At 70.2% G+C, this 13,055-nt stretch carries 13 protein-coding genes; 5 read left to right on the top strand and 8 right to left on the bottom strand.

The window, feature by feature from the left end:
- Nucleotides 1–9: 9 nt before the first annotated feature.
- The 3 genes from J2Y46_RS13910 to dut form a co-directional block, all read right to left on the bottom strand.
- Nucleotides 10–732, bottom strand: a complete 723-nt coding sequence (locus J2Y46_RS13910; protein ID WP_045302580.1) for a DUF3159 domain-containing protein — start codon at nt 730–732, stop codon at nt 10–12.
- Nucleotides 733–851: 119 nt separating this feature from the next.
- Nucleotides 852–1,451: a DUF3710 domain-containing protein gene (locus J2Y46_RS13905; protein WP_045302582.1), complete on the bottom strand. Its 600-nt coding sequence runs from the start codon at nt 1,449–1,451 to the stop codon at nt 852–854.
- The gene (gene dut / locus J2Y46_RS13900) at nt 1,448–1,900 is read right to left on the bottom strand and encodes a dUTP diphosphatase (RefSeq protein ID WP_211255976.1); all 453 of its coding nucleotides are present in this window, start codon (nt 1,898–1,900) and stop codon (nt 1,448–1,450) included. The genes J2Y46_RS13905 and dut overlap by 4 nt, the downstream gene beginning before the upstream one ends.
- A 12-nt stretch (nt 1,901–1,912) precedes the next feature.
- Here dut and J2Y46_RS13895 point away from each other — a divergent pair, with 12 nt between their 5' ends.
- A complete protein-coding gene (locus J2Y46_RS13895; protein ID WP_045302584.1) occupies nt 1,913–2,416 on the top strand; it encodes a DUF3093 domain-containing protein in 504 nt (167 codons plus the stop codon).
- Here the strand turns inward: J2Y46_RS13895 and J2Y46_RS13890 are convergent.
- Nucleotides 2,391–2,684 (bottom strand): DUF4193 domain-containing protein, encoded by a 294-nt coding sequence (locus J2Y46_RS13890; protein ID WP_045302586.1) that lies wholly within the window; start codon nt 2,682–2,684, stop codon nt 2,391–2,393. The genes J2Y46_RS13895 and J2Y46_RS13890 overlap by 26 nt on opposite strands.
- Nucleotides 2,685–2,945: 261 nt before the next feature.
- Here J2Y46_RS13890 and sepH point away from each other — a divergent pair, with 261 nt between their 5' ends.
- Nucleotides 2,946–3,989, top strand: a complete 1,044-nt coding sequence (gene sepH / locus J2Y46_RS13885) for a septation protein SepH (protein ID WP_045302588.1) — start codon at nt 2,946–2,948, stop codon at nt 3,987–3,989.
- Nucleotides 3,990–3,995: 6 nt separating this feature from the next.
- Here the strand turns inward: sepH and J2Y46_RS13880 are convergent, their stop codons facing one another.
- Nucleotides 3,996–5,117, bottom strand: a complete 1,122-nt coding sequence (locus J2Y46_RS13880) for an alkaline phosphatase family protein (RefSeq protein WP_310243115.1) — start codon at nt 5,115–5,117, stop codon at nt 3,996–3,998.
- A gap of 68 nt (nt 5,118–5,185) precedes the next feature.
- Here J2Y46_RS13880 and J2Y46_RS13875 point away from each other — a divergent pair, with 68 nt between their 5' ends.
- Nucleotides 5,186–7,645: a DNA topoisomerase IV subunit A gene (locus tag J2Y46_RS13875; RefSeq protein ID WP_310243112.1), complete on the top strand. Its 2,460-nt coding sequence runs from the start codon at nt 5,186–5,188 to the stop codon at nt 7,643–7,645.
- A 69-nt stretch (nt 7,646–7,714) separates the two neighbouring features.
- Here J2Y46_RS13875 and J2Y46_RS13870 read toward each other — a convergent pair whose 3' ends face one another.
- Entirely contained in the window at nt 7,715–9,796 is a 2,082-nt protein-coding gene (locus J2Y46_RS13870) for a DNA topoisomerase IV subunit B (protein WP_045302596.1), read from the bottom strand.
- 169 nt (nt 9,797–9,965) lie between these two features.
- On the opposite strand from J2Y46_RS13870, the gene J2Y46_RS13865 reads away from it, so the two are divergent.
- Complete coding sequence (locus J2Y46_RS13865; RefSeq protein ID WP_045302598.1) at nt 9,966–10,184, top strand: hypothetical protein; 219 nt, start codon at nt 9,966–9,968, stop codon at nt 10,182–10,184.
- Nucleotides 10,185–10,215: 31 nt separating this feature from the next.
- On the opposite strand, the gene J2Y46_RS13860 is transcribed toward J2Y46_RS13865, so the two are convergent.
- Nucleotides 10,216–11,265, bottom strand: a complete 1,050-nt coding sequence (locus J2Y46_RS13860; protein ID WP_310243108.1) for an alanine racemase — start codon at nt 11,263–11,265, stop codon at nt 10,216–10,218.
- Nucleotides 11,262–11,987, bottom strand: a complete 726-nt coding sequence (locus tag J2Y46_RS13855) for an alanine racemase C-terminal domain-containing protein (protein WP_310243105.1) — start codon at nt 11,985–11,987, stop codon at nt 11,262–11,264. The genes J2Y46_RS13860 and J2Y46_RS13855 overlap by 4 nt, the downstream gene beginning before the upstream one ends.
- Before the next feature lie 43 nt (nt 11,988–12,030).
- On the opposite strand from J2Y46_RS13855, the gene J2Y46_RS13850 reads away from it, so the two are divergent.
- Nucleotides 12,031–13,053: a sugar-transfer associated ATP-grasp domain-containing protein gene (locus J2Y46_RS13850; RefSeq protein WP_310243103.1), complete on the top strand. Its 1,023-nt coding sequence runs from the start codon at nt 12,031–12,033 to the stop codon at nt 13,051–13,053.
- The last annotated feature ends 2 nt before the right edge of the window (nt 13,054–13,055 follow it).

Genomic DNA, 13,055 nt, shown 5'->3' with positions numbered 1-13,055 from the left:
ATAAATGTATCACTTGGAGGCGCGTGGATAGAGCGCGCGCACGGCGAGCCATGTGACCGCGACCAATGGCGCGAACAGCGGCAGGCCCATGATCAGCTTGATCGTGCCGAGCGCAGCGACGTCGCCCGCGAAATACAGCGGGAGTTGCACGATCAGGCGGAGCGCGAACAGTGAAGCCCACGCGATCGACAGCCAGAAGAAGACGCGCCGCTTGCGCTTGTCGGCGCGCCACGCGGTGCCCTCCCCCATGAGGAAGCCGACGGCCAGGCCGATGAGCGGCCACCCGATGAGCGCCGACACCAGGAACGCCGTGCCGTACAGCGTGTTGGTGAGGAAGCCGGGGATGAAGCTGTCCTCTCCCCTGCCGGTCCACAGGGACAGGCCCGCCGCCGCGGCTGCCGCGATCAGGCCCCCGATCGCGGCGCTCGCAGACTGCCGCTGGATCAGGCGCACGATTGTGAAGACCGCGGCGAGGCCGACCGACAGCGCGAGGCTCAGGAGGAGGTTTCCCGACTTCGCGGCGGCGTCGTACGTGGCCGTCCAGGCGACGAGGAACACGACGCCCGGAAGGACGGACTCGAGGATGCCGCGCCAGCCGCCCATCGCGGCCCACACGACGTGCCCGGTGGTCTTGCCCTCGGCCGGGTCGAGACCGGCCCGGCGCGCGGCCCCGCCCAGGGCGGCGCCGAGCACCTCGGACGCAGTGGGGGCAGCGGGGCCCGCGTCGTCCAAGGCTCCGCGAGACGCGCCAGCGGAGTGTGAAGGGGTCGTGGGGACCGTGTGTCCCGGGGGGCGGTCGGCTGCACCGTCCGCGGTGGATTCCGACGCGTCGTCGGGGCGCGAGGTGTCGCTCACGCGGAGCCCGGCGTCGCCGGCATCTTCAGCGGGATGAGGTCGCGGGGCGGCATCGGCGAGCCGCCGCGGACGACGACGATCGAACGGAACAGGTCCTCGACGGCGGCCGCGGCCTCGACGTCGGCCGTCGCTGCACCCCCGATCACGCCGCGCAGGAACCAGCGCGGGCCGTCGACGCCGACGAAGCGCGCGAGGCGCTTGCCCGCCGTGCCGTCGGCGCCGGCGATCACGGGCACCTCGGCGAGGAGCTCGGGACCCAGCGGTCCCTCGCGCTCCTCGACGCGGCCGCCCTGCTGGCGGATCTGCTGGCGGATCTGCTCGCGCGTCTCCTCCCAGAGGCCGGCCGAGCGGGGCGCGGCGAACGGCTGCACCTGAAGGGTCGAACCGGCGTAGTCCAGGCCGACGGCCACGATGCGCTTGGTCTGCTCCTCGACTTCGAGGCGGAGGTTGAGGCCCTCACGAGGGAGGATCTTGATCCCCCCGAGATCGATGTAGGGGCGGACCGGGTTGGCCTCGGACTCGTCGAACGGGCCGGTCGAGGCGCGGTCGTCGGGTGCGACCTTGCGCGGGCCTTCGACGGATGAGGGGTCGGTCATGCGAGGACTCCGTCCTTCTGGTAGCCCGTGGAGCCGAAGCCGCCCTCGCCGCGCACGCTGTCGGGCAGGGTTTCCACGGGGATGAATACGGCGCGCGGCACCGGCATCACGATGATCTGCGCGATGCGGTCGCCGACGGCGATGTCGTGCGCCTGCGCCCGATCGGTGTTCAGCAGGATCACCTTGATCTCGCCGCGGTAGCCGGCGTCGATCGTGCCGGGCGCGTTGACGACCGTGATCCCGTGCTTGGCGGCCAGGCCGCTGCGCGGGACCACGAACGCGACATACCCCTCCGGCAGCGCGATCCGCACGCCGGTGCCGACCAGAGCGCGCTCACCGGGCTCGAGGCGAACCGCCTCGGCGGCGACGAGGTCGGCTCCGGCGTCCCCAGGGTGCGCGTACACCGGGACGTCGGGGGCGATAATGGGGACGTCCACCGTTTCAGTCACCCAACGAGGGTAATGCAGAACTCAACGCCTCATGCCGGTGCCCGAACCGGCCCTGCCGACGGTTATCGCGAGCGGCTCGGCCCGTCGCTGTGGATCCTGGTCGCTGCGGGGATGGCGGCGCCGATGGCGGCGCTCGTCGTCACACCCATCGACACGACGATCGCTCTCATCGTGGGCGCCGGCATCGGCATCCTGCTGATCGCGCTGCTGATCCTGGCTGCACCCGTCGTCGAGGTCCGCGACGGCGAGCTGCGGGCCGGGCGCGCGCACATCGGTGTCGAGTTCCTCGGCGACGGCGCGGTACACGTCGGGGAGGACGCGCGCCACGCGCGCGGTGCTGGTCTGGACCCCAGGTCGTGGCATCTCATCCGGGGCGGGATCGACGGAGTCGTCGTGCTCCCAGTGACTGATGCCGATGATCCGACGACCGCGTGGGTCATCTCCTCGCGGACGCCGGACCGGCTGGCCGCCGCAGTACGGCGGGCTCAGATCACGCGGCGCACTCAGTACAGATAGGGCCGTCTGCGGTCTCGTGATCGAGCTGCGAGCGGTGCTTCACGAGGAAGCAGTTCGAACAGGTGAACTCGTCCTCCTGGGCGGGTAGAACGACGACGTCGAGCTCGAGGTCCGACAGGTCGGCACCGGGCAGCTCGAAGCCCGACGGGTTGTCGGCGTCCTCCACGTCGACCGAGCCCGAGAGCTTGTCGGGAACGCGCTCCTTGAGCGCTTCGATCGACTCGCTGTCGTCCTCGGTCTTGCGGGGGGCGTCGTAATCGGTGGCCATGCGTGAAGATCTCAACTTCCGGGTATTCGCGGTTGCGCTCGCCCTTGCGGGCGGCGATAGTTTGCACGACCATTCCCCTTTTCGCAAATGCGATCCGGCGCCATCCTGACCGTGCGTTCGCGTGAAACTCGCGGCACGCGCGGGATATTCCCGGTCGTCGCGGTGCGCTATGACACGATGGGCGCACAGGCGGGCTCTGAAGCCGTGAGTCCGCCGGGAAAGCGCAGCCAAGAGCCGGCACGAGAAGCAGGGAGCGTCCGCATGGAACAGCTCAAAGTCATCGGAACCGAGGACGACAAGCTCATCCTGGCGACGGAGTCCGGCGAGAGATTCACGCTCGACGTCGACGACGTCCTGCGCGGTGAGCTGCGCAAGGCGCGCCGCGAGCGCGAGTCCGACGCGCAGACCCCCCGCCCCAGCCCCCGCGAGATCCAGGCGCACATCCGGTCGGGGCTGTCCGCACGTGAGGTCGCAGAGCTCCTCGGCGCCCGCGTCGAGGACATCGTGCGCTTCGAGGGTCCCGTGCTCGCCGAGCGCGAGCACATCGTGGGTCAGGCACTGGCCGTCCCGGTGCTGCTCGGCGGCGATTTCGAAGGTGACGGGCAGACGACGTTCGGTTCCGCGGTGCGCGCCAAGCTCGCCGAGGCGGGCGCGATCGGCGAACGCTGGACGAGCTGGAAGGAGCCGACCGGCTGGACCGTCAAGCTCGAGTTCACCTCGAACGACATCGGCCACGACGCCCGCTGGGGCTTCGATCCGCGCCGCAGCACGCTGTCGCCGCTGAACGCGGACGCCATCCAGCTGTCCCGTCAGGGCTCGCTCCCCGAGGGGCTCATCCCCCGGCTCCGCGCCCTGGACGCCGTGCCGCCGAAGGACGACTCCCGTTTCGACAGCGGAGCGTTCGGCCCACGCCGCCTCCCTGACGCCGACATCGAGTCGCCCGAGATCCCGTCTCCGGCCGCTCCTGCCGTGCAGGAGGCCGCCATCAAACGCGCCACCGAGCCCGCCGTCGTGACCTCGGCCGAGACCGCCGACCTGCTCGAGGCGCTGCGTCGTCGCCGCGGTCAGCGCGAGCCGCTTCCGGGGGCCGAAGAGATCGCCGCTGCGCCTCGCTCGCCCGCACCGGTCGCGCTGTTCGATGCGCTCGAGCCGGGCTACGACGAGTCGGCATCCGAAGCGGAGCCGACGGCGTCCGACTACCAGGCACCGACACCGGCCGCCGTCGCCGAGGCCGGTCGTCGCAAGGGCCGCACGTCGATGCCCTCGTGGGACGAGATCGTCTTCGGCGCCCGCTCCGACGACTGAAGCCGCTCAGGCCCCGGCGAACGCGCCCAGGCGGATGAGCGGAACGATCCGCTCTTCGTCGGTGAGCGACCCGTGCTGCCCGATCATCTTCTGCGGCGCTTTGTCGGCGAGACGGTCGTCGTAGTACGCGATGCCTGCGCGCGCCGCGACGATCACGTCGCCGATGCGGGCCTCCACCTCCGCGTCGATCCGGCCCACCAGACCTGACGCCTCGAGTTCGGCGCGCGAGAACACCCACGAACGGGATGCCTCGGCCTCGAGCCATCGCGCGAGCACGGCCTCCTCCGCCCCCGGCTCCGTGTAGAGGTGGAGCATGCGAGGTTCGCCGCCGATGAGGCGGACGCCGTCGAGCAGCTCGTCGCCCTCCTCGAGAAGGAGGTGGCGGTGCCGCGGCACGTCGATCATGCCGTGGTCGGACGTCACGACCACCCCGGTGCCGCGGTCGAGCGATTTCGAGAGGGTCCGGGCGGCGGCATCCACCCGCTCCAGCACCGCGACCCATTCGTCGGACTCCCAGCCGCGCTTGTGACCGACCGCGTCGAGATCGGGGGCATAGAGATAGATGAGGGACCCCGGATGCTGCGCCGCGAGGTCGGCGGCGAGGCTCACGCGCTCGTCGAGGTCGTCGGCGCCGTGGAACGCGGCGTCACCGAGGGTCGCCGCCGTGAAACCAGTGCCGGCGTACTCGTTGCGCGAGACCGCGAAGAACGGCCGTCCTAGCGTGGCGGACAGCGGCGCGGCGCGCTGGAACTCGGGAGGCAGGCCGTCGGTGTCCCAGCCGCGGAGCAGATTGACCACGTCGTCGGTGCCAGGCACTCGCGCGCGGTACCCGACGATGCCGTGCTCCCCCGGCAGTGCCCCGGTGAGCAGACTCGTCAGCGCAGCGGCGGTGGTCGAGGGGAAGACCGTGCGCGTGACATCCTTCTTCATGCGCGCCTCGCTGAGGAAGCGGGCGTGTCCGGCGCGGGCCGAGAGGTTGTGGACGCCGAGCCCGTCGAGCACCCACACGATCGCGCTCCGTGCGGGGGCGAACCACTCCGAGCGGCCGTCGAGGGCCGCCGACATCTCGGTCACGACACGGGTGAGGCTCCGGGCGCGCGGCGGGTCCACGGGTAGGCTGAGGGTCATCGGGGCCAGTCTCGCACACGCGGCCGCGCCCCCTCGCTCCCCGCCGTCACCCGAGGCTTCATCGACACATGCCCGCTTCCCGCACCGATTCCTCCCCCGCCGACCACGGACGCATCGAGGACGTCGACGTCTCCTCCGAGATGCAGACGTCGTTCCTCGAGTACGCGTACTCGGTCATCTATTCGCGTGCGCTGCCCGACGCGCGCGACGGGCTGAAGCCGGTGCAGCGACGCATCCTGTTCCAGATGGCCGACATGGGGCTGCGGCCCGACCGTGGCCACGTCAAGAGCGCCCGCGTCGTCGGCGAGGTGATGGGAAAGCTGCACCCGCATGGCGACGCCCCCATCTACGACGCGCTCGTCCGTCTCGCCCAGCCGTTCTCCCTGCGCGTGCCTCTCGTCGACGGCCACGGCAACTTCGGCTCGCTCGACGACGGCCCTGCTGCGCCCCGGTACACGGAGGCCCGCCTCGCCCCTCCGGCGCTCGCGCTCACCGAGCACCTCGACGAAGACGTCGTGGACTTCATCCCGAACTACGACGGTCAGTTCCAGCAGCCCGAGGTGCTGCCTGCCGCCTTCCCCAATCTGCTCGTGAACGGCACCACCGGCATCGCGGTCGGCATGGCGACCAACATGGCGCCGCACAACCTCATCGAGGTCGTCGGTGCGGCGACCCATCTGCTCGAGAACCCCGAGGCGACGGTCGAAGACCTGATGGAGTTCGTGCCCGGACCCGACCTTCCCGGGGGCGGCATCATCGTCGGCCTGGACGGCATCAAGGACGCCTACACGAACGGCCGCGGCACCTTCCGCACCCGGGCGAAGGTCTCGATCGAGTCGCTCGGTCCGCGCCGCACCGGCCTCATCGTCACGGAGCTGCCCTACCTCGTCGGTCCCGAGCGCGTCATCGAGAAGATCAAGGACGCCGTCAACGCGAAGAAGCTGCAGGGCATCGCCGACGTCAACGACCTCACCGACCGTCACCACGGCCTGCGTCTGGTGATCGGCATCAAGACCGGCTTCGACCCGCAGGCCGTGCTCGACCACCTCTATAGGCTGACGCCGCTCGAGGACTCGTTCAGCATCAACAACGTCGCCCTCGTCGAGGGGCAGCCGCAGACCCTCGGCCTGCGCAAGCTGCTCCGCGTCTACCTCGACCACCGCATCAGCGTCGTCACGCGCCGCAGCAGGTACCGCCTCGAGCGGCGCAAGGAACGCCTGCACCTCGTCGAGGGCCTCCTCATCGCGATCCTCGACATCGACGAGGTCATCCAGGTCATCCGCACGTCCGACGACGGCGAGCAGGCGCGCACGCGCCTCATGAGCGTCTTCGATCTGTCCGAGGCGCAGTCCGAGTACATCCTCGAGCTGCGGCTGCGTCGCCTCACGAAGTTCTCGCGCATCGAGCTCGAGACCGAGCGCGACAACCTCAAGAAGGAGATTGCCCAGCTCGAGGAGCTGCTCGGCAGCGACGTGCTGCTGCGCGCGCAGGTGGCGCACGAATTGGATGCTGCCGCCGAGGCGTTCGGCACGCCCCGGCGCACGCTCCTGCTCAACGGCGGTCCCGTGCAGCCGCGCTCGCGCGCCGCGGCGGCGGTCGCCGACCTGCAGATCGCGGACGCGCCGTGCCGCGTCTTCCTCTCCGCCACCGGTCGCATGGTGCGCGCCGAGATCACGGCCGACGCACCGGGCGGCGGCATCGTCGCGCCCGCACGGCGCTCGAAGCACGATGCCATCCGCTCGTCGGTGGACACGACCACGCGCGGCGACATCGGTGCCGTGACGAACCTCGGCCGCCTGGTGCGATTCTCCCCCGTCGACCTGCCGTCGGTGCCCGGCAACTCGGTGCAGCTCGCGGCCGGGACGCGCGGCGACCAGTACCTGGGTCTGAGCGGCGGCGAGCACATCGTCGCGCTCGTGCCGCTCGTCGATGGGCCGCCGATCGCGATCGGCACGGCACAGGGCGTCGTGAAGCGGGTCGCCGCGAGCGAGATCGCGAACAAGCACGATATCGAGCTCATCGCCCTCAGGGACGGCGACCGCGTCGTCGGCGCCGCCCCCGCATCCGAGGGCGCCGAGCTGGTGTTCGTGGCGAGCGACGCCCAGCTGCTCCGCTTCGACGCGTCGTCGGTGCGCCCGCAGGGCCGCTCGGCCGGAGGCATGGCCGGCATCCGTCTCACCGACGGTGCTGAGGTGATCTCGTTCGATGTCGTCGGGCCCTCGGAGTTCGACGCCGTCGTGGTCACGATCGCCGGCTCCACCACTGCGCTCGCGGGTACCGACGCCGGCAGCGCCAAGGTGTCGCTGTTCAGCGAGTTCCCGGCCAAGGGCCGCGCGACCGGCGGCGTGCGCGCCCACCGGTTCCTGAAAGGCGAGGACGCGCTGACGATCGCCTGGGTCGGCACCGATCCCCGCGCGATCGGATCGGATGGTGCGACCCGCGCCCTGCCGGAGTCCGGTGCGAAGCGCGACGCGTCGGGCACCGCACTCGACGGCGTCATCGGCGCCGTGGGCACCGGCATCCGCTGAGCCCGATGCACGAGAGGCGCAACGGCTCAGCCGGTGCGCCTCTGGTCGTCGCGGGGAACGGCGATCGGATCACGCGTCGATGCGCTCGCGCACCAGCCGGTCGCTCGAATCGATGATGAACTCCTTGCGCGGCGCCACATCGTTGCCCATGAGCAGTTCGAAGACGGATGCCGCAGCCTCGGCGTCCTGCATCCGCACGCGCCGGAGCGTCCGGCCGCTGCGATCCATGGTCGTGGTCGCGAGCTGGTCGGCGTCCATCTCGCCCAGGCCCTTATAGCGCTGGACGGGCTCCTGCCAGCGCTTGCCGGCCTTGGTGAGCTTCGTCAGGAGTCCGTGCAGCTCGGCCTCGGAGTACGTGTAGATCGTCTCGTTGGGCTTGGATCCGGGGTTCATCACGACCACGCGGTGCAGCGGCGGCACGGCGGCGTAGACGCGGCCTTCGTCAATGAGCGGTCGCATATAGCGGAAGAACAGGGTCAGCAGCAGCGTGCGGATGTGCGCGCCGTCGACGTCGGCGTCGCTCATCAGGATGATCTTGCCGTAGCGGGCGGTGTCGAGATCGAACGAGCGGCCCGAGCCGGCGCCGATCACCTGGATGATCGCAGCGCACTCGGCGTTGGACAGCATGTCGCTGATCGACGCCTTCTGGACGTTGAGGATCTTGCCGCGGATCGGCAGCAGCGCCTGGAACTCGCTGTTGCGCGCGAGCTTGGCGGTGCCGAGGGCCGAGTCGCCCTCGACGATGAACAGCTCGGACTCGGCGACATCGTTCGACCGGCAGTCGGCGAGCTTCGCCGGCAGAGACGAAGACTCGAGGGCGTTCTTGCGGCGCTGCGTCTCTTTGTGGGTGCGGGCGGAGATGCGCGCCTTCATCTCGGAGACGACCTTGTCGAGCAGCAGCGAGGTCTGCGCCTTGTCGTCGCGCTTCGGCGACGTGAAGCGCGCGGTGAGTTCGCGGGTGACGACGTTCGTCACGATCTGGCGGACCGCCGGCGTGCCGAGGACCTCTTTGGTCTGACCCTCGAACTGCGGCTCCGGAACGCGCACGGTGAGCACGGCGGTGAGCCCGGCGAGGATGTCGTCCTTCTCGAGCTTGTCGCCTCCGACCTTGAGACGGCGCGCGTTCTGCGCCACCTGGTCGCGCAGCACTTTCATGAGACCCTGCTCGAACCCCTGCTGGTGCGTGCCGCCCTTGGGCGTGGCGATGATGTTGACGAACGAGCGCGACACCGTCTCGTAGCCGGTGCCCCACCTGACCGCGATGTCGACATGGCACTCGCGCTCGACCTCGGTGGGCACCATGGCGCCCGACGGCTGCAGCACCGGGACGGTCTCGGTGAACTTGCCGTCTCCGGTGAGGCGCCACGTGTCGGTGACGCCGGAGTCGGGTGCGAGGAAGTCGGCGAACTCGGAGATTCCCCCGTCGAACCGATAACTCGTCTCGACGGGCTCGCCGGCCTCGGTGCCGGGTCGCTCGTCGCGGATGACGATCTCGAGGCCCGGGACGAGGAACGCGGTCTGGCGCGCGCGCTGCTCGAGCTCCTGGAGGTTGAACGCGGCATCCTTGGTGAAGATCTGGCGATCCGCCCAATAGCGGATGCGCGTGCCGGTCACGCCCTTCGCGGCGCGGCCCGCGACGCGCAGCTCGCTGCGGTCCTCGAACGGGGTGAAGGCCGAGTCGGGGCTGCCGTTCGAGAAGATGCCGGGCTCGCCCCGGTGGAACGACATCGCCCACGTCTTGCCGCCGCGGTCGACCTCGACGTCGAGGCGCTCCGAGAGGGCGTTGACGACCGATGCCCCGACGCCGTGCAACCCGCCCGATGCAGCGTACGAGCCGCCCCCGAACTTGCCACCGGCGTGGAGCTTGGTGAAGACGACCTCCACGCCGGTCAGCCCCGTGCGCGGCTCGATGTCGACCGGGATGCCGCGGGCGCGGTCGCGCACCTCGACGCTGCCGTCGGCGTGGAGCACGATGTCTATGCGCGAGCCGTGGCCGGCGAGCGCCTCATCGACGGAGTTGTCGATGATCTCCCACAGGCAGTGCATGAGGCCGCGCGAGTCGGTCGAGCCGATGTACATGCCGGGGCGCTTGCGGACCGCTTCGAGCCCTTCGAGCACCTGAAGATGATGGGCGGAGTACTCGGCTGTCACAATCTCCCATCGTAATCGGGGCGCCCGACAGCCCCGCGCAGACACGCTTCAAGGGTCGGCAGTCGTACGCGCTCAGCGAAATGTCGTCTATTCGCGGCATTCTCGAAACATCGGCGTGGTTGTATTTCATGACCGCAAGAGAGTTCTACCAGTACGAGGAGGCACCGAGATGAACACGCTATCGACACCGACCGAGACCGGCGCCGTCCTCGAATACCGCCTCACGGCGACGGATCGCTGCGATTCGTGTGGCGCACAGGCCTACATCGCAGCCGAGGTCAACGGCAGTGAGCTCCTGTTCTGCGCACACCACGGTCGCAAGTACGAAGAGAAGCTCCGCGCGATCGCGACCTCCTGGCACGACGAGACCGCTCGCCTGGCCGAGTAGGCGCCCGTCCGGCAGACTCGCACCCGCCGCCTCAGCGGCGGGTGTATCTGCGTGGCACGAGGGGTGACACGCGCAGGGCGACCTCTTCACCGATCGTGCCGATGATCTCCGCGAGATCCGTCGCCGTGCTCTCCCCCGCGACGCCCGGTCCGTAGACCGTGACGACGTCACCGACGACCGCGCCCGGCCAGGCGGCGACAAGGGACTCCGTGGCGCCGATCGCCACGAGTGAGCGGCTGCCCGCCGGGGTGCCGACCATCGCGCGCCGCTCGAGCGATGACGGCAGGCCGTCCAGCGCACCGAGACCGATTCGGGCGAATTCCTCGGCGACCTCGACGACGTCCGCATCGAGCCGGCCGATCGGACGGAGGCCCAGGTGGTCGGCAGAGGGTCCCCCGGCGGAGCGGATGCCGTAGCAGAACGCCCCGACGCGGACCATGTCGTAGCGGAACTCGGGGCGCGCGAAGGACGCGGCGCTGGCGGCCAGGTGCCGCATGGCGGGGCGCAGGCCGGCAGCCGTGGCCTGCCGCAGCGCCCACTCGTAGACGCTCCGGGCTTCATCGTCCTCGGCGTCCGACGCCTCGGCGATGTGGCTCCAGACCCCCGCGACCTCGATGACGCCCTCCGTCTGAAGGGCTGCCGCGCGCGCCACGAAACCCGGCCACTGCTCCGGCCGCACGCCGTTGCGGTGCAGTCCGGTGTCGATCTTGAGGTGCACACGCATCGAGGCATGGGCATCGCGGGCGGCCTCCGCGAGCTCCTCCAGCAGATCGGCGTCACCGATGCCGAGGTCGATGCGCGCCGCCACGGCGGCGTCGAGGTCCCCGCGCGAAGCGGCGATCCACGCGAAGATGCGAGCGTCGTCGCCGACGGCCTCTCGCACCGCGCAGCCCGTCCGCACGTCGAAGGCGCCGAACCAGTTCACGCCCGCGGCCACCGCGGCCCGCACGACAGGCCCCAGACCGTGGCCGTAGGCGTCGTCCTTGACCACGAGCATCAGCTCAGCGGGAGACACCGTCGCGCGCACGTGCGCGATGTTCGCGACCAGGGCGTCGAGGTCGACGTGAAGTCGCGCGCTCATGCGGTCTCCTCGCGGCCGGCGCGCAGTCCGACCATGGTGACCAGCTCGCCGGCGGTGAGCCCCGCCGCGCGCACCCATTCGACGAGCGACGGCTCGTCCTGCGCAGGGTCGCCGAGGAAGAGGACCTCGTCGCCGCGCCGGACCGCGGCATCCGTGATGTCCACCACGCACACGTCCATCGCGACCCGTCCGACGACGGGATGCCTCTCCCCCGCGATCGCGACGTCCACCGCTCCGCCGAGGGCGCGCACGATTCCCTGCGCGTAGCCGCCTGTGACGAGGGCGACGCGCGTGTCTGCGGACGCGCGGTACGCGTAGCCGTACGACACGCCCTCGCCCTCGCGGAGGTCCTTCACCGAGAGCACGGTCCCCGTCAGCCGCAGTGCGGGCGCGGCGGAGGGCTCGGCACCGGGAAGCCCGAAGAGTGCTGCCGCCGAGAGCATGTCGCTCCGCGACGCGACCGGCGCCGAGTCGACCGTGTTCCCGCTGACATGGTGCGTCTGCGCCTCGAGGCCAACCGTCTCGATGACGTCGCGCACGAGCTCCACGCCGTGGCCCCAGGCGTCCGCTTCGAGGATCGACGCGTCGTAGGAACGGATGCCGCACTCCCACGCGGCGCGCGCGTTCGCGGTCAGCACGGCCCGCGAGATCCGCGCGACCGGGGCGCTGCGAGGGTGCGATCCCGGTGCGGCGTGGTCGTGCCCAGGGATCGCGGAACTCACGCCTCTAGACTATCGGGGTCCCCGAACCGAACCCGGAGCACGCATGTCTTCTCAGGGCCTCGCCCTCTCGAACCGTCTTCGCTACCTCGCCTGGCGTGTCCGTCGCATCGATGTCGGATCCGTGCTCGAGCGCGCGAGAGAGACCGCGCACGCGCATCGCAAATGGACCCCCGCGGTCGTCGTCGACATGCTGTGGTCGGCCGGGTTCAGGCAGGTCGGCTTCCAGGACTACGTCGACTACGACTTCGCGATCCTCAACCGCGCCGAGCGGGCGACGTACATGACACACCCCGTGTCGAACGAGATCTCGCAGAAGTACGACCACCCCGACTATCGGGGACTGTTCCAGGACAAGGTCGAGTTCGACCGCACGTTCAGCGAGTTCCTCCGTCGCGACTGGATGGTGGTCGAGGAGGGCAACGCCGATGCGGTGCGCGCCTTCGCCGAGAAGCACGGCACGATCGTCACCAAGGAGCCGGTGGGCCAGGCGGGCACGGGCGTGCACCGCTACCACGCGGCCGACGTCTCGGACTGGGACGAGTTCCACCGCGGTCTGCTCTCCCGGGGCGAGCTGCTCATCGAGGAGGTCATCCGCCAGCACGCCGACCTCGCGGCGGTGTGTCCCGGAACCGTGAACACGACCCGCGTCACCGCGTTCTTCGACGGCGAGAAGACCCACATCCTGGCGATGGCGCAGAAGTTCGGACGCGGCGCCGTGAGTGATCAGATGACCTTCGGCGGCTTCTACACGATGCTCGACGAGAACGGTCATGCCGTCGGAGCGGGCTACGACTCTCACAGCCACGTGCACGAGAAGCACCCCGACAGCGGTTTCGTCATCGCCGACTTCCAGCTGCCGATGATCGACCAGGTCAAGGAGTTCGTCGACCAGGTCGCCCGGGTCGTGCCGCAGATCCAGTACGTCGGCTGGGACATCGTCGTCACGCCCGACGGTCCGGTGCTGGTCGAGGGCAACTGGGGCGCCGGCGTGTACGAGAACAAGCCCAGCGTCACCGGCATCCGCACCGGTCACAAGCCGCGGTATCGCGCGGCGATCGGGTTCTGACC

The sequence above is a fragment of the Microbacterium sp. BE35 genome, from assembly GCF_031457705.1.
Lineage (GTDB): Bacteria > Actinomycetota > Actinomycetes > Actinomycetales > Microbacteriaceae > Microbacterium > Microbacterium trichothecenolyticum.
Note: the sequence above shows the minus strand (reverse complement) of the source record. Positions and strands in the feature narration are given on the sequence as shown.

Coding starts and splice junctions, on each gene's coding strand:
- J2Y46_RS13905 (WP_045302582.1), bottom strand. CDS start 1,451: ATGACCGACCCCTCATCCGTCGAAGGCCCGCGCAAGGTCGCACCCGAC.
- J2Y46_RS13895 (WP_045302584.1), top strand. CDS start 1,913: ATGCAGAACTCAACGCCTCATGCCGGTGCCCGAACCGGCCCTGCCGAC.
- J2Y46_RS13890 (WP_045302586.1), bottom strand. CDS start 2,684: ATGGCCACCGATTACGACGCCCCCCGCAAGACCGAGGACGACAGCGAG.
- J2Y46_RS13880 (WP_310243115.1), bottom strand. CDS start 5,117: ATGACCCTCAGCCTACCCGTGGACCCGCCGCGCGCCCGGAGCCTCACC.
- J2Y46_RS13865 (WP_045302598.1), top strand. CDS start 9,966: ATGAACACGCTATCGACACCGACCGAGACCGGCGCCGTCCTCGAATAC.
- J2Y46_RS13875 (WP_310243112.1), top strand. CDS start 5,186: ATGCCCGCTTCCCGCACCGATTCCTCCCCCGCCGACCACGGACGCATC.
- J2Y46_RS13860 (WP_310243108.1), bottom strand. CDS start 11,265: ATGAGCGCGCGACTTCACGTCGACCTCGACGCCCTGGTCGCGAACATC.
- sepH (WP_045302588.1), top strand. CDS start 2,946: ATGGAACAGCTCAAAGTCATCGGAACCGAGGACGACAAGCTCATCCTG.
- J2Y46_RS13850 (WP_310243103.1), top strand. CDS start 12,031: ATGTCTTCTCAGGGCCTCGCCCTCTCGAACCGTCTTCGCTACCTCGCC.